The organism is Methylobacterium sp. NFXW15 (genome assembly GCF_049887755.1).
In the GTDB taxonomy this organism is placed as follows: Bacteria; Pseudomonadota; Alphaproteobacteria; order Rhizobiales; family Beijerinckiaceae; genus Methylobacterium.
Genome location: NZ_JAGEKG010000001.1, coordinates 667551 through 685819, shown reverse-complemented (window position 1 = coordinate 685819; position 18269 = coordinate 667551). Strand labels below are relative to the sequence as shown.

The 18269-nt window shown below is 68.6% G+C and carries 18 protein-coding genes and 1 tRNA gene; 10 read left to right on the top strand and 9 right to left on the bottom strand.

The window, feature by feature from the left end; all coding sequences use genetic code 11:
* Nucleotides 1-26: 26 nt before the first annotated feature.
* From J4O73_RS03275 to J4O73_RS03265, 3 genes are all read left to right on the top strand, one after another.
* The gene (locus J4O73_RS03275; protein ID WP_378968277.1) at nucleotides 27-680 is read left to right on the top strand and encodes a class I SAM-dependent methyltransferase; all 654 of its coding nucleotides are present in this window, start codon (nucleotides 27-29) and stop codon (nucleotides 678-680) included.
* Nucleotides 677-1453 (top strand): TVP38/TMEM64 family protein, encoded by a 777-nt coding sequence (locus J4O73_RS03270; RefSeq protein ID WP_426214514.1) that lies wholly within the window; start codon nucleotides 677-679, stop codon nucleotides 1451-1453. The genes J4O73_RS03275 and J4O73_RS03270 overlap by 4 nt, the downstream gene beginning before the upstream one ends.
* 166 nt (nucleotides 1454-1619) lie before the next feature.
* On the top strand, nucleotides 1620-3068 hold the full coding sequence (locus tag J4O73_RS03265) for a sensor histidine kinase (protein ID WP_426214512.1): 1449 nt from the start codon (nucleotides 1620-1622) through the stop codon (nucleotides 3066-3068).
* A gap of 121 nt (nucleotides 3069-3189) precedes the next feature.
* Here J4O73_RS03265 and bioB read toward each other — a convergent pair whose 3' ends face one another.
* The 3 genes from bioB to J4O73_RS03250 form a co-directional block, all read right to left on the bottom strand.
* Entirely contained in the window at nucleotides 3190-4191 is a 1002-nt protein-coding gene (gene bioB / locus J4O73_RS03260) for a biotin synthase BioB (RefSeq protein WP_426214511.1), read from the bottom strand.
* A gap of 46 nt (nucleotides 4192-4237) precedes the next feature.
* Nucleotides 4238-5113: a fumarylacetoacetate hydrolase family protein gene (locus J4O73_RS03255; RefSeq protein ID WP_426214509.1), complete on the bottom strand. Its 876-nt coding sequence runs from the start codon at nucleotides 5111-5113 to the stop codon at nucleotides 4238-4240.
* A gap of 195 nt (nucleotides 5114-5308) precedes the next feature.
* The gene (locus tag J4O73_RS03250) at nucleotides 5309-7045 is read right to left on the bottom strand and encodes a PHA/PHB synthase family protein (RefSeq protein WP_426214900.1); all 1737 of its coding nucleotides are present in this window, start codon (nucleotides 7043-7045) and stop codon (nucleotides 5309-5311) included.
* Nucleotides 7046-7308: 263 nt separating this feature from the next.
* Here J4O73_RS03250 and J4O73_RS03245 point away from each other — a divergent pair, with 263 nt between their 5' ends.
* From J4O73_RS03245 to J4O73_RS03230, 4 genes are all read left to right on the top strand, one after another.
* A complete protein-coding gene (locus J4O73_RS03245) occupies nucleotides 7309-7686 on the top strand; it encodes a hypothetical protein (RefSeq protein ID WP_426214507.1) in 378 nt (125 codons plus the stop codon).
* 99 nt (nucleotides 7687-7785) lie between these two features.
* Nucleotides 7786-9003, top strand: a complete 1218-nt coding sequence (locus tag J4O73_RS03240; RefSeq protein ID WP_426214505.1) for an LL-diaminopimelate aminotransferase — start codon at nucleotides 7786-7788, stop codon at nucleotides 9001-9003.
* A 135-nt stretch (nucleotides 9004-9138) separates the two neighbouring features.
* Nucleotides 9139-9351, top strand: coding sequence for a hypothetical protein (locus tag J4O73_RS03235; RefSeq protein WP_378968287.1), 213 nt, complete (start codon nucleotides 9139-9141; stop codon nucleotides 9349-9351).
* Between the two features lie 73 nt (nucleotides 9352-9424).
* Nucleotides 9425-9781, top strand: a complete 357-nt coding sequence (locus J4O73_RS03230; protein ID WP_426214503.1) for a hypothetical protein — start codon at nucleotides 9425-9427, stop codon at nucleotides 9779-9781.
* Between the two features lie 16 nt (nucleotides 9782-9797).
* On the opposite strand, the gene J4O73_RS03225 is transcribed toward J4O73_RS03230, so the two are convergent.
* Entirely contained in the window at nucleotides 9798-10133 is a 336-nt protein-coding gene (locus tag J4O73_RS03225; protein ID WP_426214501.1) for a DUF3140 domain-containing protein, read from the bottom strand.
* 99 nt (nucleotides 10134-10232) lie between these two features.
* The gene (mtnA, locus tag J4O73_RS03220; protein WP_426214499.1) at nucleotides 10233-11330 is read right to left on the bottom strand and encodes an S-methyl-5-thioribose-1-phosphate isomerase; all 1098 of its coding nucleotides are present in this window, start codon (nucleotides 11328-11330) and stop codon (nucleotides 10233-10235) included.
* Nucleotides 11331-11485: 155 nt separating this feature from the next.
* On the opposite strand from mtnA, the gene J4O73_RS03215 reads away from it, so the two are divergent.
* Together J4O73_RS03215 and J4O73_RS03210 are read left to right on the top strand one after the other, a co-directional pair.
* Nucleotides 11486-14113, top strand: coding sequence for a DNA translocase FtsK (locus J4O73_RS03215; protein WP_426214497.1), 2628 nt, complete (start codon nucleotides 11486-11488; stop codon nucleotides 14111-14113).
* A gap of 89 nt (nucleotides 14114-14202) precedes the next feature.
* A complete protein-coding gene (locus J4O73_RS03210; RefSeq protein ID WP_378968297.1) occupies nucleotides 14203-14685 on the top strand; it encodes a hypothetical protein in 483 nt (160 codons plus the stop codon).
* Between the two features lie 99 nt (nucleotides 14686-14784).
* Here J4O73_RS03210 and J4O73_RS03205 read toward each other — a convergent pair whose 3' ends face one another.
* From J4O73_RS03205 to J4O73_RS03190, 4 genes are all read right to left on the bottom strand, one after another.
* Entirely contained in the window at nucleotides 14785-15981 is a 1197-nt protein-coding gene (locus J4O73_RS03205; RefSeq protein ID WP_426214495.1) for a pyridoxal phosphate-dependent aminotransferase, read from the bottom strand.
* A 16-nt stretch (nucleotides 15982-15997) separates the two neighbouring features.
* The gene (locus tag J4O73_RS03200; RefSeq protein ID WP_426214493.1) at nucleotides 15998-16360 is read right to left on the bottom strand and encodes a hypothetical protein; all 363 of its coding nucleotides are present in this window, start codon (nucleotides 16358-16360) and stop codon (nucleotides 15998-16000) included.
* Nucleotides 16361-16981: 621 nt separating this feature from the next.
* A tRNA-Leu gene (locus J4O73_RS03195) sits at nucleotides 16982-17066 on the bottom strand.
* Nucleotides 17067-17180: 114 nt separating this feature from the next.
* The gene (locus tag J4O73_RS03190; RefSeq protein ID WP_426214491.1) at nucleotides 17181-17513 is read right to left on the bottom strand and encodes a FliM/FliN family flagellar motor switch protein; all 333 of its coding nucleotides are present in this window, start codon (nucleotides 17511-17513) and stop codon (nucleotides 17181-17183) included.
* Between the two features lie 41 nt (nucleotides 17514-17554).
* Here J4O73_RS03190 and lipB point away from each other — a divergent pair, with 41 nt between their 5' ends.
* Nucleotides 17555-18268 (top strand): lipoyl(octanoyl) transferase LipB, encoded by a 714-nt coding sequence (gene lipB / locus J4O73_RS03185; protein WP_426214489.1) that lies wholly within the window; start codon nucleotides 17555-17557, stop codon nucleotides 18266-18268.
* The last annotated feature ends 1 nt before the right edge of the window (nucleotide 18269 follow it).

Below are 18269 nucleotides of genomic sequence, written 5' to 3'. Positions count from 1 at the left end.
TCCCAATCCAGGACCATCCCACAGCCATGTTGAGTGAGCCGCAGGTGGCCGGGCCGAGCACGGCCCTGATGCGCAAGGCCTATGCCCGCTGGGCCCCCGTCTACGACGTGGTCTACGACAAGCTCACCGAGCCCGCCGCGCGGGCGGCGGTGGAAGCGGCCTCGGTCCACGGACCGCGCATCCTCGAAGCGGGCGTCGGCACCGGGCTGGCGCTGGGCTACTACCCGAAGGGCAGCTTCGTCTGCGGCGTCGACCTGTCGGAGGACATGCTGAAGCGTGCCCGCGGCAAGGTCCATCGCAAGGGCCTGTCGCATGTGCGCGGCCTTCAGGTGATGGACGTGTGCCACCTCGGCTACGCCGATGCGAGCTTCGACGCGGTGGTGGCGCAGTTCCTCATCACCCTCGTGCCGGATCCTGAGGCGGCGCTGTCCGAGTTCCTGCGGGTGGTGCGGCCGGGCGGCGGCATCGTGCTCGCCAACCATTTCGGTCAGGATGCCGGGGCGCTGGCCAAGGTCGAGGAGATCGTGGCGCCGCTCTGCACCAAGATCGGCTGGTCGTCTGACTTCAAGGCGTCGCGGATCGAGGCCTGGGCACGGCGCAACGGCGTCGAGGTCCAGGGCCTGAAGCCGACCTTCCCCGGCGGCTTCTTCAAGATCCTGCGGATGCGCAAGGCCGGGTGAGCACGGCGCCGCCACCGGAGAGCGGCTGGCGGCAGGTCCGCCGCTGGCTGCCCCTGATCCTCCTCGTCGGCATCTCCGTGGCGGTGCTCGTCTCCGGGGCGTCGCATCTCCTCAGCCTGGACAAGCTGCTCGCCTCCCGTGCGTGGTTGAAGGGCTTCGTGGAGGCGGGCTACGTCCGCGCTCTGGTGGTGGCCTACCTCGTCTATCTCGGCGCGGTCATCGTCTCCGTACCCGCCACCTTGTTCCTCACCATGGTCTGCGGTTTCCTGTTCGGCATCGTGCCGGGGGCGTTGCTCGCCGTCTGCGCTGCGACGACGGGCGGCTCCCTCGTCTTCGCCATCGGGCGCGGTCCCGGCCGGGACCTGTTGCAGCGCTTCGGTGGCCCCCGCCTGGACCGGTTCGCCGCCGCCTTCCGGCGGGATGCGTTCGGCTACATCGCCACCTTCCGGGTGCTGCCGCTCTTCCCGTTCTGGGTAACGAACCTCGCCCCCGCCGCCTGCGGGGTGAAGCTGCGCACCTTCGTCGCGGCTACCTTCTTCGGCCTCCTGCCCGGCGCCCTGGTCTATGCCACCACCGGCTCCGGGATCGAGGACGTCGTGGCCGCTCACGAGACGGCCCGCGTGGCCTGCCTCGCGCGGGGCGAGGGCGGCTGCGATGCGGCCCTCTCTCCCGCCGCGCTCGTCACGCCCAAGATGGTCGTCGGTCTGGGCCTGCTCGGAGCGTTCGGCCTCGTGACCCTGGTCCTCAGCCGCCGGATGCGCCGCCGCGCCTGACGCCACACGCTGCGGCTGCGTTGTGCAGGGAATTCGAAGCCACCCGCAATCCCTGTCCCTCGACGCTGGCCTCGGCCGGGTCTATCGAATGGGCTGCTCCATCGTCCGGCCGTCCTCTGACGGGATCAACGCTCGGCGTCGTGGGGTCCGGGGGGGCGAGAGTAGGGTGAAAGCGGAGACCGACAGCCTTGTCGGACTGCCCCATGATGCGTCGGCTGCGCGTCAGGGCGAGGGCTTACGTCCGCGTCGGCTCGGCCTGTCGGGGCGGCTGTTTCTCGTCACCGTCGCCTTCGTGGTGGTGGCCGAAATCCTGACCTTCGTCCCCGCCGTCGCGAATTACCGCATCGAATGGATGGAGGACCGGCTGGCCGCCGCACAGGTCGCGGCCCTGGTGCTGGACGGCCGCACGGCCGAGCCCGTCTCGGAGGATCTGGAGAGCCGCCTTCTGGCCGGCGTCAATGCCCGTGCCATCGCCGTGCGCGGCGGCGGGGCGCAGCGCCTGCTCTCCATCGAGCCCCTGCCGGAGCGGATCGCCGACACGGTCGATCTCGGGGAGGTCTCGACCTGGACGGCGCTCCGCGGAGCGTGGCGGACCCTGGTCTCGCCGGTCACGGAGCCGATCCGCGTGGTCGGCCTCGGCAAGGCGAATTTTGCGCGGGTGGAGATCCTGCTCGACGAGGCGCCCCTGCGCACGGCGATGATCGACTACGCCCTGCGCCTCGCGGTCTCCTCGCTCATCATCGCGGCGGTGGCGGCGGGGCTCGTGTTCATCACGCTCCAGATCCTGATCGTGCGCCCCGTGCGGCGGCTCGCCACCAACATCACCGCCTTCGCGGACGCGCCGGAGGATGCCGGGCGGATCATCGCCCCCTCCGACCGTACGGACGAGATCGGACAGGCCGAGGTTGCCCTGGCGACAATGCAGCGGGGACTGGCGGACCAGTTGCGCCAGAAGCGGCGCCTAGCCGAACTCGGTCTTGCGGTCAGCAAGATCAGCCACGAACTGCGCAACCTGCTGACCGGGGCGCAGTTGCTGGGCGACAGGCTGGAGGGCACTGCCGACCCCTCGGTGCAGCGCATTGCGCCGCTCCTCGTCGGTACGCTGGCGCGGGCGATCCGGTTCTGCGAAGGCACGCTGGCCTATGGCCGGGCCATCGAGCCGGAGCCCCGCCTCGCTCCCACGCCCCTCGCGCCGCTCTTCGCCGACCTCACTCACGTGGCGGCTCTGGCCTCGCGGCCCGTCCGTGTCGCCACCGACGCGAACGGGCTCTCGGTCATCGCCGATTCCGAGCAATTGTCGCGGGCGCTCGCCAACCTCGTGCGGAATGCCGTCCAGGCCCTCGACGGGGCAGGCACGGACGATGCGACGGTGAGGGTGATCGCGTCGACCGCGCCCGAGGGCAAGGTGACGATCCTCGTGTCCGATAACGGGCCGGGCCTGCCGCGCCGGGCGCGGGACAACCTGTTCGCCCCGTTCCAAGGCTCGGTGAAGGCGGGCGGCACCGGCCTCGGCCTGCCCATCGCGGCCGAACTCGTCGAGATGAACGGCGGGACCCTCTGTCTGGACGAGACGCAGGCCGGCACCCGCTTCCGCATCGTGTTGCCAGCGGCGTAGTCGGAGTTCGCGAACGCGGGCAGCTCGGTGGCTGGCCGGGAAGATCGTCCACATCTCCGTCTTTGCGAGCGAAGACGGCCGAGGGCGCGAAAGGCCGGAAAATGTCGGTCGAAACGGCCGGTTATTCCGCCGCGACGCGGGTCTCGACCGCCACCCGGATGCCGAGATCGGCGAGGAGGGCCACGTCGGCATCCTCGTCCGGGTTCGCCGTGGTGAGCAACCGGTCCCCGTAGAAGATCGAATTCGCCCCGGCCAGGAAGCACAGGGTCTGCGCCTCGCGGCTCAAGGCCCGGCGACCGGCGCTGAGGCGAACGCGGGAGCGAGGCATCACGATGCGCGCCGTGGCGCACATGCGCACCATCTCGAACGGATCGACCGGAGCGGCGGTATCGCCGAGCGGCGTACCCGACACGGGCGCCAGGGCGTTGATCGGCACGCTCTCGGGGTGCGGCGCGTGGTTCGCCAGAACCTGCAGCATCGCCACCCGGTCGCTCGACTCCTCGCCCAGACCGATGATGCCGCCGCAGCAGACGCCGATGCCCGCCTCGCGCACCCGCTCCAGGGTCGCCAGCCGATCCTCGTAGGTCCGGGTCGAGACGATCTTGTCGTAGTAGTCCGGACCCGTATCGAGGTTGTGGTTGTAGGAGGTCAGGCCGGCCTCGGCGAGACGCTCGGCCTGGCTCGTGGTCAGCATGCCGAGGGTGACACAGGCTTCCATGCCGAGCCCGCGCACGCCCCGCACCATGGCGAGCACGGCGTCGAATTCCGGACCGTCCTTGGGCTGGCGCCACGCGGCGCCCATGCAGAAGCGGTGCGCCCCGGCGGCCTTGGCGGCGGCGGCCTCAGCGAGCACGGTCTCGACCGGCATCAGGCGCTGGCGGGTGAGGCCCGTCTCCTTGTGATGGGCCGATTGCGAGCAGTAGCCGCAATCTTCCGGGCATCCGCCGGTCTTGATCGAGAGCAGAGAGGCCCGCTGGATGTCGGCGGGATCGTTGTAGCGGCGATGGATCGTCGCCGCGCGGAACACGAGGTCCATCAACGGTGCGTCATGGATCGCGCGGATCTCCTCCACGGTCCAATCGTGGCGGATGTCGTCCCGAAGGCTCACGGCAGGCTCGCTCATGGCTTTTTCTTGCAAGCCTTGGCCGGGAAAAATCAAGTCCCCGATCTTACGCCCCCGCGGCGGCCCGGGCGGTCCAGGCGTCGAAGGCCACGACCTTCTGGCGCTGCTCGCCGAGGCCTTCGATGCGCAGCACCATCTCGTCGCCCTCCTTCAAGTAGGTCGGCGGATCCATGCCGAGTCCGACGCCGGGGGGCGTGCCGGTGGTGATGACGTCGCCCGGCTCCAGCAGCATGAAGTGGGAGCAATAGGCGACGATCTGCGCCACATCGAAGATCATCGTCGCCGTCGAGCCGGTCTGTCGGCGCTGCCCGTTCACGTCGAGGCTCATGGCGAGCTTCTTGAGGTTCGGGATCTCGTCCAGGGTGACGAGCCAGGGGCCGAGCGGCCCGAAGGTCGGAGCGCTCTTGCCCTTGGTCCAGGTCGGCCCCCGGTTCATCTGCCAGTCGCGCTCGGACACGTCGTTGCAGATGCAGGCGCCCGCCACGTAATCCAGCGCCTCGTTGGCATGGACGTAGCTCGCCGGGCGGCCGATCACCACCGCCAGCTCCACCTCCCAATCGGTGCAGGATGAGCCCTTGGGCAGAATCACCGTGTCGTTCGGCCCGCACAGGCTCGACGGGGCCTTGTTGAACACGATCGGCTCGGACGGGATCGGCGAGCCGGTCTCGGCGGCATGGTCGGCATAGTTCAGGCCGATCGCGATGACGTTGCGGGTGCCGCCGACGCAGGGGCCGAGCCGCGTGCCCTGCGGCAGGAGCGGCAGCCGATCCGGGTCCACCAGCTTCAACCGCGCGAGGGATTCGGGCGAGAGCGCGGGGCCGCAGATGTCGCGGACCAGGCCGGACAGGTCGCGAAGGCCTCCCTTCGCATCCACGAGACCGGGCTTCTCGTCTCCGGGCGCGCCGTGGCGGATCAGCTTCATGCTCCGACCTCTCGTTTGTTGGTCCTTACCGGGACGAATTCTGCCATCCCCGGATCAAGAAACCTGTTCGTCTTTGCGAGCGCCAGCGAAGCAATCCAGGGATCCGCCCCGTTCGGGAATGTCCCGCTACCCTGGATTTCTTCGTTTCGCTCGCAAAGACGACCGGCGGATGTGCGCCAGGGATGACAAAAACCTCTAGGACCGCACCTTTACATAGGTGCCCGGTGCCGGGCCGAGGGAGGGCAAGGCGCCGCCGCCCGGGCTGCGGGCGGGCACCCGCTCGGGGGCCTGCGCCTCCATCCAGCGGAGCCAGTAGGGCCACCACGAGCCGGGCGTCTCGACGGCCTGCTCCAACCATTCCTCGAACTTGCCCTTCACCGGGCCGCCCGTCCAGAAGCCGTATTTCGGCTTGGCGGGCGGGTTGACCACCCCGGCGATGTGACCGGATCCCGCGAGCACGTAATCGACCGGGCCGCCGAACCGCTTGGATCCCTTGAACACCGACAGGGCCGGGGCGATGTGGTCCTCGCGGGTGGCGAGGTTGAAGACCGGGATCTTCACCCGCTTCAGGTCGAGGCGCACGTTGCCGATGACCATTCGCCCCTTGGCGAGGTTGTTCTCCAGGTAGCAATTGCGCAGGTAGAAGGAATGGTTCGCCGCCGGCATCCGGGTGGCGTCCGAGTTCCAGTAGAGCAGATCGAAGGCCGAGGGCGCCTTGCCCTTGATGTAGTTGTTGACGACGTAGGGCCAGATCAGGTCGTTCGGCCGCAACATGTTGAAGGCGTTGGCCATGCGCGCGCCTTCGAGATAGCCGCGCTCCTCCATGGTCTTCTCGACCTGCCGGATCTGCTCTTCGTCCGCGAAGACCTTCAGGTCGCCGGCATGGGTGAAGTCGACCTGCGTGGTCAGAAGCGTCGTGCTGGTGATGCGTTTGCGGCCGGTGGCGGCCTGCATGGCGAGCGTCACCGCGAGCAATGTGCCGCCGACGCAATAACCCGCCGCCGCCACCTCGTTCTCGCCGGTCGCGGCGCCGATCGCGTCGATGGCGGCCTCGATCCCCTCGTTCATGTAGGATTCGAAATCCTTCTCGGCATGCCGCTCGTCCGGGTTCACCCAGGAGATGCAGAACACCGTCAGCCCCTGGTCCACCATCCACTTGATGAAGCTCTTCTGGGGGTTCAGGTCGAGGATGTAGAATTTATTGATCCACGGCGGCACGATCAGCAGAGGGCGCTTGAACACGGTCTCCGTCGTAGGCGCGTACTGGATCAGTTCGATCAGGTCGTTGCGGAACACGACCTCGCCCGGCGTCACCGCCATGTTGCGACCGACCTCAAAGCCGGCCGGGTCGACCTGGCGCACGCGAAGCGACCCGTTCCCGGCCGCCATGTCCTCCTCGTACATCTTGAGGCCGCGGACGAGGTTGGCGCCGTTCTCGGCGAGCGTGTGGCGGATCAGTTCGGGGTTGGTCGCCAGGAAGTTCGAAGGCGAAAGCATGCTCGTCACCTGCCGCAGGTAGAACTGCGCCTTGTGCCGGGTGTGCTCGTCGATGCCCTCGGCATCCTCCACCAGATCCTCTGCCCAGCGGGTGGCGATCAGGTAGCCCTGCTTGATGAAGTCGAAATACGGGTTCTCCGACCAGTCGGGATGGGCGAAGCGATTGTCACGCGGCTCCGGCGCGGCCACGGGGGGCGTCTGCTGCCCTTGCAGCTTCTGGTAGGTCGAGCCCCATAGGGTCAGGAATTCCTGCGACAGGCGCGTCTGCGCCTCCACGGTCCGGGTCGGGTCCGTCAGCCACGATTCCGCGACCTTGCCGAGGGTGCGCACCATCTCGCCCACCTCGGCGGAGGGTCCGGCCGGTGTTTCGGGCTTCAGGTAGCGGGCTGCGCTGCGACCGAGCGCCTCGACAAGCTGACCCGCATTGCGGGACATCGCCTCGAAATCAGGTAGGGCGGGCGCGTTGGCCTCGACGGTCGCCGCGGAATCGCGTGCGGCCTTCTCCGTCGCCTGCCTTTGCTGCGGGCTTGTCACCGGGCTGCCTCCCTGGACCGCTATCGCCCGCCTGTGGTGGCGGACCTCGTTTCCGCTACATTAAGGAGTGAGCCGGAGGTTTCGCCACCCCGGTGCGGGGTTCCCCGCGACATCCGACCCATGTTCTCATCGCGCAACCGATATCGCGCGCGGGAAGATCCTTCATGACGCCTGCCCTGCGACACTGCCTCGTCCTCGCCTGTCTTCTCACTCCGCTCGGCGCCTGTTCGGGCGACACCGTACGCACGCTCGCTGCCGATGCGGGTTACGGGCCTCGCAAGGTCGATGCCCCCGATTTCGTGACGAACTCCCGCCCGAAGGAGACGCCCGACTTCATGGCCGTGGGGGTGGATGCGCCCAAGCGCACCACCCGCGCCAAGACTGCCGAGGGGCAGAAGGCGCTCGAATCCGAGTTGGAGACGGCGCGCGGCCGTAACGTCGCCCGCGGCAGGGCCGCCGAGAGCGCGGCTAAGGGCGTCGCCAAAGGCATCGCGCCGCCGCCGGATCCGGCGGCGAAGCCTGCCACGTCCGCGCCGCAGTGACCGATTTTTAAGGGTCGGCGGGCGAGGCCGGCTCTGCTATACGCAGCGGTTCGCGCCCCACAGGGACCTGAACAATCGGGCGCGCCCATGGAAACGCCGATGACCGACTTTCACCGCATCAAGCGACTCCCGCCCTACGTGTTCGAGCAGGTGAACCGGATCAAGGCGGCCGCCCGAGCTAACGGCGCCGACATCATCGACCTCGGCATGGGCAATCCGGATCTCGATGCGCCCAAGCACGTCATCGCCAAGCTGTGCGAGACCGCGGGCCGTCCGCGCACCGACCGCTATTCCGCGTCCAAGGGCATTGCGGGCCTGCGCCGTGCCCAGGCCGGCTATTACGAGCGCCGCTTCGGCGTGAAGCTGAACCCCGACACGCAGGTCGTGGCGACGCTCGGCTCGAAGGAAGGCTTCGCCAACATGGCCCAGGCGATCACCGCGCCGGGCGATGTGGTGCTGGTGCCGAACCCGAGCTACCCGATCCACGCCTTCGGCTTCCTGATGGCGGGCGGCGTCATCCGCTCGGTGCCCGCCGAGCCGACGCCCGCCATGTTCCCGGCCCTCGAGCGCGCCATGCAGCACTCGATCCCGAAGCCGGTGGCGCTCGTCGTCTGCTACCCGTCGAACCCGACCGCCTATGTCGCCGGGCTCGATTTCTACAAGGACCTCGTGGCCTTCGCGAAGAAGCACGAGCTGATCCTGCTCTCCGACCTCGCCTATGCCGAGGTGTATTTCGACGGCGAGCCGCCGCCCTCCGTGCTGCAGGTGCCGGGGGCCATCGACTGCACGGTGGAGTTCACCTCCCTGTCGAAGACCTACTCCATGGCCGGCTGGCGCATGGGCTTCGCCGTGGGCAACGAGCGGCTGCTCGCGGCGCTGACGCGGGTGAAATCCTACCTCGATTACGGGGCCTTCACGCCGATCCAGGTGGCGGCCACCGCCGCCATCAACGGGCCGGACGATTGCATCCACGAGATGCGGGCCGTCTACAAGAAGCGCCGGGAGGCCCTGGTCGATTCCTTCGGCAAGGCGGGTTGGAAGATTCCGGCCCCGGCCGCGTCGATGTTCGCCTGGGTGCCGATCCCCGAGCGGTACCGCTCCATGGGCAGCCTGGAATTCTCCAAGCTCCTCCTGGAAAAGTCGGACGTGGCGGTCGCCCCCGGCATCGGCTTCGGCGAGCACGGCGACGATTACGTCCGCATCGCCATGGTCGAGAACGAGCAGCGCATCCGTCAGGCCGCGCGCAACCTGCGCCGGTTCTTCGACGCGGCGGACAAGTCCCTGCACAACGTCGTGCCGATCGTGCAGGCGGTCTGAGCCCGCACGAGTCCTGTGGCCATCCGGCGACAGGGCTCGCCAAAGGGGTGTTCTCCCTAGCGGCGGCGCTTGTCAGGCGCCGCCTGCCTGCGCAGGGTCCGTGTGGGGGTATTCCGTCCCGGTCCCGAGAGCTGCATGCGCCGTCTGTCCACCATCGCCGCCCTGCTGCTCGCCGCCGCTGCCTCGGCTTGCGCGCCCAATCCCATCATCGCGCGGGATCCCGTTCCGGCCCCCGGGCCGACGGATGCCTATGCCTGCCAGTCGCGCCCGTTGCCGCTGAACGCCTTCACCACGGGCTGCCGTCCGGTGCCGACTTCGCCGCCGGTCGTCCTCCAGTCCCGCGGCTGATCCGCCGGGTCGCGTTTGTCTGGGGCGGCCGATCTGCTACGCTCCCGCCCCTGTTGAGTGACCGGAGCATCGCGTGAGCCTCTCGATCCGCAAGGCGTTGTTCGCCGCCCTCCTCGCTCCGGCCGCCTGCGCCGGGAATGCCTGGGCACAGGACGTTCCGGTGCCGTTGCGTCCGCAGGGCTTCGTCTTCGTGGCCCCCGACGCGCCGAGCGTGCTCGAAGGTACCGTGCTCGGCCCCGTGGCGCCCGCGAACCGTCCCGATCTCGTCCAGCCCGCCGTGCCGGTGGCGCAGGTGATGAATGGTGGCGGCTTCGGGCTGACCGGGTTCGACTATTTCCACGACCAATATTCCGAGGGGCGCCTCGGCCAGCGCAAGCGCCCGAAGGAATACGTGATCGCCCCCGCCTGGATCGTGCCGCCGCGCTACTGAGCGGGGGGAGGCCGCCTCAATCTTTGAGCGGATCGTGGCCCCAGTTCATCAGTGACAGCCGCCAGGGCGAATCGGGATCCTTCCGGGAATCCCCGCCCTGCTTGAGATGGCGGTGCACGTAGCCGACCACCTTCTTCATGGCGGCGTAATCGTCGTCATCGAGATCGGCCTTCTTCTTATCCTTGATCTCGAGGATGCGGCGGCCCATCGCGTGGCCGGTGGATTCACCGCCACTCTTCTTCTGGCCGACCTCTTTGCTCTCCTCGCTGTCGAGGTGCTTGCGCAGGGCGGCCGGTGTCATGTTCACCGCCTCTTTGAACTCGTCCCAGATCGTCGCGTGGTCATCCGACATCGGTTGTCCCTGTCCGCTGGAGAAATGATCCAGCGGGCAACGTCCGATGCCCGAGAGGGTCCCCGCGATGCGCCGCCGCAGGGTCGAGCGGTTAACAGGTCAGGCCGCTTGGCGCCGCTCCGGGTAGAGGCCGAGCAACCCCTCCGCGCTCGCTTCGCACACGCCACGCTCGGTGATGATGCCGGTGACGAGCCGGGATGGCGTGACGTCGAAGGCCGGGTTGGCGACGGGGCTTCCGGGAGAGACCACCTGCACGGTTGCGAAGCCGCCATCCTCGGTGCGTCCGGTGAGATGCGTCACCTCGCGGGCGTCGCGCTCCTCGATCGGGATCTCGGCGACGCCATCGCGAAGAGTCCAGTCGATCGTGGAGAAGGGCAGGGCGGCGTAGAACGGCACGCCCGTATCCCTGGCGGCGAGGGCCTTCAGATAGGTGCCGATCTTGTTGCACACGTCGCCCTCGGCGGTGGTCCGGTCTGAGCCGACGATGCAGAGATCGACCTCGCCGTGCTGCATCAGGTGGCCGCCGGCATTGTCGGCGATCACCGTGTGCGGCACCCCATGGCCGTGAAGCTCGAAGGCGGTGAGCGCCGCGCCCTGGTTGCGGGGCCTCGTCTCATCCACCAGCACATGCACCGGCACGCCGTTCTCATAGGCATCGTAGATCGGGGCCAGGGCGGTGCCCCAATCGACGGTGGCGAGCCAACCCGCATTGCAATGCGTCAGCACCCGGATCGGCCGCCCCTTGGCCTTGTGCAGGTCGGCGATCAGCCGTCCGCCATGGGCGCCGATGGCCCGGCAACTCGCGACATCCTCCTCGGCGATGCGGCCCGCCTCGGCGAAGGCGCTGGCGAAGCGCTCGTCCGGCTGGATCTGGCGGAGGTTGCTGGCGACGCGGTCGAGCGCCCAGCGCAGGTTGATCGCGGTGGGTCGGGTGGCGGCGAGCGTCGCGCAGGCCCGGTCGATCCCCTCCAGCGAGGCATCCTCGCGCATGGCCAGGGCCAGGCCGTAGGCAGCGGTGACGCCAATGAGCGGGGCCCCACGCACGATCATCGTGCGGATCGCGACCGCCGCGTCGTCCAGCGTGGCGAGGCGCTTCAGTTCGAAAGCGAAGGGCAGGCGCGTCTGGTCGATGACCTGGACGCTGACGCCATCCGTGTCGGCGAAGATGGTGCGATAGGGACGGCCGTCGATGTTCATGGGGCGGGATGTGCCACAACGGGACCCGCTTTGCACGCGCCCGAAGACGGGACTGCCCTGTGCGCACCCGCTCAAGCCTTCCTCAACCTTAGCCGGTCGTTAAGCCCTCTCTGCCAGCGTCTCCGACGAGTCCTTCGTTCTGCGTCCGGTCCCGCATGCGCTCGCTTCGCCGCCCCGCGTCGCCCTACGAGACCTTCGTCGATGGTGTCCGCCCCTTCTTGGGTAAGCGCCTGACGGAGCTCGGTGGGCTCGTGTTGTTCACGGCCGCCGTCGCCATGACGGTGGCGCTGGCCACGTGGTCCATCGAGGACCCGAGCCTGAACCATGCCACCGAGCATGCGGCCCACAACGTGCTCGGCCAGCCCGGCGCGGTGATCTCCGATCTCGCGATGCAGTTGCTCGGCCTGGGTTCGCTGGCCTTCGTGCTTCCCCCGGCCCTGTGGGGCGTGCGGCTGATGCGCGAGCGCGACCTGCCCGGCGGCGGTGCGCGCATCGCCCTCTGGATCATCGGTTTCTGCGCCGCGAGCGCGGTGGCGAGCGCCCTGCCACCCACTGCCCGCTGGCCCCTGCCCACCGGGCTCGGCGGCGTCACCGGGGATGGGCTGCTCCATATCGTCCGCCGCATCCTCGGCAGCATGTTCTCCGGCCTCGCGCCGCTGTCCGGCTTCGGTTTCGCGGCGATCGCGATCGTCTGCCTGACGGGCGCCTGCCGCTTCATCCCCGCCGAGGAGGAGAGCCCGGAAGACCTCTATCCTGCCCGCCGTGCCGCCGATCGCCACCGGGATGTCCGCGAGGGCGACAGGGATGAGCCTGGCCTCGGCCTCGTCGGCATCGGTGCCGTGGCGCAGGGGCTGATGCGCGCCCGCGCCTCGGTCGCCGAGCGGGTCGAGGGCTGGCGCAGCGGAAAGGGCGAGGATCTCGATGGCGCCTCTCCGGCGCTCGCCGCCAAGCGCGCCTTCTCCGATTCCGATCTGCCCTGGGCGGACCATCTCCCCGAGGCCGATCGCGGTGCGACGAAGCGCCGGGAGCCGGTCTTCGACGCGGGCCCCCGCGCCGAGCCGGACCGCCCGGCGCCGATCCTCCACGACGAGGACGACCTGGGCGAGCCCGAGCCCGTCGCGGCCATGCCTGCCGCCCGTGCCGCTCCCTCGCGGGTGGCGCCGCCGCCCTCAGGTCCGGCGCCCGCCCGGCGCCCTGTCGCGCCCCCGCGCGAGCCGCACGAGTATGAACTGCCGGCTCTCGATCTCCTGGCCGAGGCCCGTGGACCTTCTCAGGCGAGCCTCGTCTCTGCCGATTCCCTGGAGCAGAACGCCACACTCTTGGAAGCGACGCTGGGTGATTTCGGCGTGCGCGGTGACATCCTCGCCGTGCGGCCGGGCCCGGTCGTGACGCTCTACGAGCTGGAGCCCGCCCCCGGTACCAAGTCGAGCCGCGTCATCGCGCTGGCCGACGACATCGCCCGGTCCATGTCGGCCGTCTCGGCCCGCGTCGCGGTCGTGCCCGGCCGCAACGCCATCGGCATCGAACTGCCGAATGCCCGCCGGGAGATGGTGTTCCTGCGCGAACTCCTCGCCTCGGAGGATTTCGTCGACACCAAGCACAAGCTGGCACTCTGCCTCGGTAAGAATATCGGCGGCGAGCCGATCATCGCCGACCTCGCCCGCATGCCGCACCTGCTGGTGGCCGGCACCACCGGCTCGGGCAAGTCGGTGGCCATCAACACGATGATCCTGTCGCTGCTCTATCGGCTGAAGCCGGAGGAGTGCCGCCTGATCATGGTCGATCCCAAGATGCTGGAACTGTCCGTCTATGACGGCATCCCGCACCTGCTCTCCCCCGTCGTGACGGACCCCAAGAAGGCAGTCATCGCCCTCAAGTGGGCCGTGCGCGAGATGGAGGAGCGCTACAAGAAGATGGCCAAGATCGCCGTGCGCAACATCGACGGCTACAACGCCCGCGTGGCCGAGGCCGCCGCCCGCGGCGAGGTTCTGACGCGCACCGTCCAGACGGGCTTCGACCGGCAGACCGGCGAGGCGGTCTACGAGGACGAGGAGATGGACCTCTCCGCCCTCCCCTACATCGTGATCGTGGTCGACGAGATGGCCGACTTGATGATGGTGGCGGGCAAGGACATCGAAGGGGCGATCCAGCGTCTCGCGCAGATGGCGCGTGCGGCGGGCATCCACCTGATCATGGCGACGCAGCGTCCGTCGGTGGACGTGATCACCGGCACGATCAAGGCGAACTTCCCGACCCGGATCTCCTTCCAGGTGACGAGCAAGATCGACTCTCGCACGATCCTCGGGGAGATGGGCGCGGAGCAACTGCTCGGCCAGGGCGACATGCTGTTCATGGCCGGTGGCGGTCGCACGACCCGCGTGCACGGCCCGTTCTGCTCGGACAACGAGGTCGAGAGCGTGGTCGCCCACCTGAAGCGCCAGGGCCGCCCGAGCTACCTCGACGCCGTCACGGCGGATGACGAGGAGCCCGGCGACCAGGGCAGCAAGGGGAAAGGTAAGGGCGCGGCGTCCGCCGATCTCGACATCGACGGTGCGGTGTTCGATGCGGGATCCTTCGGCGAGACCGGCGGCGACCTCTACGATCAGGCGGTGCAGGTGGTGCTGCGCGACCAGAAGGCCTCGACCAGCTACATCCAGCGCCGTCTCCAGATCGGCTACAACCGCGCCGCTTCGATCATGGAACGCATGGAGACGGAAGGTCTCGTCGGCCCGGCCAACCACGCCGGCAAGCGTGAAATCCTCGTGGAGAATGCGGCCGTATGACGGGCCGGGCGCGGCGCCCCCGCCTCTTGCAAGGCGCCGCCCTCAGCCCGCAAAAGGTCTCATGACCTTTTGAAACCCTGACGAATCCGATGCGGCGGCTGCTCAAGTTTCTGCACACGATGGGCTCCATCGGCCTGATGGGGGCAATGGCGACCTTCCTGGTGCTGTTCTCCGTCACGCCCCCGACCTCGGAACTGGCGGGCTACGCCCTGATCCGGGGCGCCATGGGCGCGGTGGCGACGTGGATGTTCCTACCCTCGCTCGCCCTCGTTCTGATCGCGGGCCTCCTCGCTATGGCCTTGCACCCGGTCTACCGCATTGCGGGCTGGGCGTGGCTGAAGCTCGCCACGGGCGTGCTGATGTTCGAGGGTGGGTTCGTCTACATCCAGGGTCCGATGCAGCGCGAGGCCGCGATGAGCGCGGCGGCGCTCGCCGGAAAGCTCGACCCCTCCGCCCTTGGCGCCTCCATCGGACCGGAGCGTAACAGCCTCTGGGTGCTTCTCGCCGTAGCCGTCGCCAACGTGGCCCTCGGCATCTGGCGCCCGCGCATCCTGCGCCTGCCCGTGAGCTAAAGCGTATTCCGACGAAGTGGACATCGGTTCGCCGCAAGACTGCGCGGCACAACAAGGAGCGAGGGCCGCTCGCCTGATGCAATCAGGTCAGATACGGCTCTAGCGTCCTAGGAGGCCGGTGATCCGGCGGACGGCCTCCCGCGCGAGTCCGGGGCTGATCGCGTAGCACAGCCGCACGAAGCCCTCGCCTTCGGGGCCGAAGGCGGTGCCCGGCGCGACGCCGACCTTCGCTTGCTCCAGTAGGCGAAGCGCGAAGGCGAGGCTCGCCTCTCCCTCGACCAGACGGGCCATGAGATAGAACGCCCCCTCCGGCGGGGCGATCGACGCCGCCGGCAAGGGCGATAGCCCCTCGATCAGGATGGCGCGCGCCTCGGCGCATCGCTCCACCATGGTGCGGATGAAGCCGTCTCCCTCATCGAGCGCCGCGACGGCGGCGTGCTGCACGAAGGTCGGGATCGAGGTGGTGTTGTATTGCCCGAGCTTCTCGAAGGTCCTGGCGAGGCCCTTCGGGTAGATCAGCCACCCGGCTCGCCACCCGGTCATCGCCCAATTCTTCGAGAAGGTGTTGGTGACGATCAGCCGGTCGTGCTCCGTGCAGATCTGCAGGAAGGACGGCGCGAGGGGCCTGTCATAGGTGAAATGCGCGTAGACCTCGTCCGAGAGGATCCACAGACCACGCGCCCGGGCGAGGTCGCGCAACGCCACCATCTCGTCCCGCGGCATGATCCAGCCGGTGGGGTTCGAGGGCGAGTTGACCACGATCACCCGCGTGCGCTCGGTCAGCGCCGCCTCGATATCGGCCAGAGGCAGGGAGAAGCGGCCCTGTGCATCCACCCGGTAAGGGACCGGGACGGGCACGCCGCCCGTGATCCGCACCGCCTCGCCCATGTTCGGCCAAGCGGGGGAGGGGATGATGATCTCGTCGCCGGGCTCCAGCAGGGCCTGGGCGGCCTGCATCACCGCGTTCATGCCGCCCGCCGTCACGGCGAAGCGGTCGGGCGGGATGTCCACGCCCCAATGGCGGGCATGGTAGGCGCCCAAAGCCTCGCGAAGACGCGGCAAACCCAGCGAGGTCGCGTAGCGCGTATGTCCCGCCAGCATCGCCCGGTGGGCGGCTTCCACGATGAAGGGCGGCGTCGGCAGGTCGCCTTCGCCGATCCAGAGCTTCACCACATCGGGATCGTCCCGTCCGCGATCCGCGACGAGGCCGATCTGGCTCGTGCGGATGCCACGCATGCGTGGGGAAAGCAGACCGGAGGCGTCCTGCGTCTCCGGCCCTGTGGCCGAGCGATCCATCGAGGGGACGATCCGGCTACCAGCAGGAACGAGGCAGACGGGCCTTCCACCGCTGCCCGGCGGGCAGGGCGGCGCGCCCGGTCCGGTCGGTCCGCAGCGGGAAACGCGGCGAGGCGTTCTTCGGCTCAGAGGCCACCGGAGGGGCGGCCATCGCGACGGGGGCGGGCGGCGCAGGCGGGGCCGCCTGGATCGTCACCTCCGCCTTGACCGATGCCGGACGCGGCGCCGGGGCGGCGCGGGGCTTCACCCGGCGGACGCGGGGCAGCGGCGGCTCGGCGGCCTGAACCTCGGGCTCCGGCTCGGCCGTGACCGGCTCGGGCGGAGCCATGATGTTCGGAAGGATGCGCCGCGCCGTCACCGGCTCGGCGGGCGTGGTCACCGCGGCCCAGGGATCGAAGAGAGGGCGTGTCGCCTCATCGCTTTTGAACTGGGGGCGAGGTGTTGGTGGCACTCGCTTCGGGATCGCGATGGAATTGCCATCACGATTGCTGCCACGGGATTCGACGATGAAAGGACGCCGCACACGAGGGTGGCGCATGGACAGGATGATCTCGAGGAAAGAGGGTAAGATCCACGTTTTCGAAGCGTGGGGCACCGCTCGAGCTTCGTGGTACCGGCACAAACTTTGAAGAAGTGCTTGCGTAAAATCAACCCGCCCAACTCTCGAGAGCACAGAATAAATCTATCGTTCGCTTTCGGGGGCCTCGAACGAGCTATTTGTGTTCCGGACCGGCTTCGTTGCGAAACTGGCGGGTGAAGTACGTGCGGTCGGCTGCTTTGGTCGCCCGAACCGCATGAAATTGCCAGGACAATGCGGACGGGAGCGCACTCGCCCCGCCATCGGCCAAGGGCTGGCGATACGGTGCGCAAGCTCTGGAAGCCCCGGCAGCGCGCTGGGTTATGCTTCGCTCGCGATGAATTGATGATTGTCGTTTCGCGGCTCTCGGCGATTATCCGCCGGTCTTCGCCGCTGTCAGGCACCAACTGTGTCGAGAACAGTTGGTGCGGCCAAGAGGACTCGAACCTCCACCCCTCGCGGGACTAGCACCTCAAGCTAGCGCGTCTACCAATTCCGCCATGGCCGCATCGGATAAGACCGAGGTCCGTCCGATCACTCCGTCGTCCCGAGCCCCGGAGGGCGTCGCGTCGTCCGGCGCGGGAGGCGATAACAGATCGCTTCCGCCCCGACAAGCGAATGTTCAAGCTGCAAGCGGTCCCTCGTCCAGGAAAGGTGCCGCGCCGTCGCCGATGGTGACGGTCGGATCGATGATGGCGGCTTCCTTGCGGATCAGTTCCGTCACCTCCACGGAGATGCGGTCGCCGGTCACGACGATCTGGCCCCTGGCCACGGGATGGTCGTTGGCGAGAATTTCGACCATGTCGGCATCGGAGGCATCGAGGGCGATGACAGCACCGCGGCCCATGCGCAGCAGCATGTGCAGCGGCATCCGCGCCCGACCGAGCACGACGGTCAGATCGACCTTGAGGGTCTCGAACACGCCCACGCCCAAAGCGACCTTGCCACCGTTCATCCGGAATGATCAGGAGACAGTTCCTCAATGATGGTGAAGTCTTGGTAAACGCCGCCCGCCTCGCGGTCTCCCCGGCCGCCTTTCTGCCCGTTCCCGGCTCGCCCCCCGTGGCCTGGCGTGTGAGCGAGGGGCTCGTCGATTACGCCGAGGCGGTCGCGTGGATGGAGGCGCGGGCGGCGGCGATTGCGGCGGGGAGCGAGGCGGAATGCGTCTGGCTGCTGGAGCATCCGCCGCTCTACACGGCGGGTACGTCCGCCCGCGTCGAGGACCTCGTGGCGCCGGAACGGTTTCCCGTCTTCCCAAGCGGGCGCGGCGGGCAATACACCTATCACGGCCCCGGCCAGCGTGTGGCCTACGTGATGCTCGACCTCTCTCGCCGCCGCACCGACGTTCGTGCCTATGTGGCGAGCCTGGAGGCATGGCTGATCGCGACGCTGGAGGCGTTCAACGTTCGCGCCGAGCGGCGCGAGGAACGGGTCGGTGTCTGGGTGCGGCGGCCGGAGAAGGGCGCGACCGTCGAGGACAAGATCGCCGCCATCGGCATCCGCGTACGCCGCTGGGTGAGCTTCCACGGCATCAGTCTGAACGTGGAGCCGGATCTCACTCACTTTACCGGCATCGTCCCCTGCGGCGTGCGCGAGCACGGCGTGACGAGCCTCGTCGATCTCGGCCTGCCCGTGAGCATGCCGGAGGTCGACATGCAGCTGCGCGCGGCGTTCGAGACGGTGTTCGGGGAAACGGTGATCGGGGGCTGAG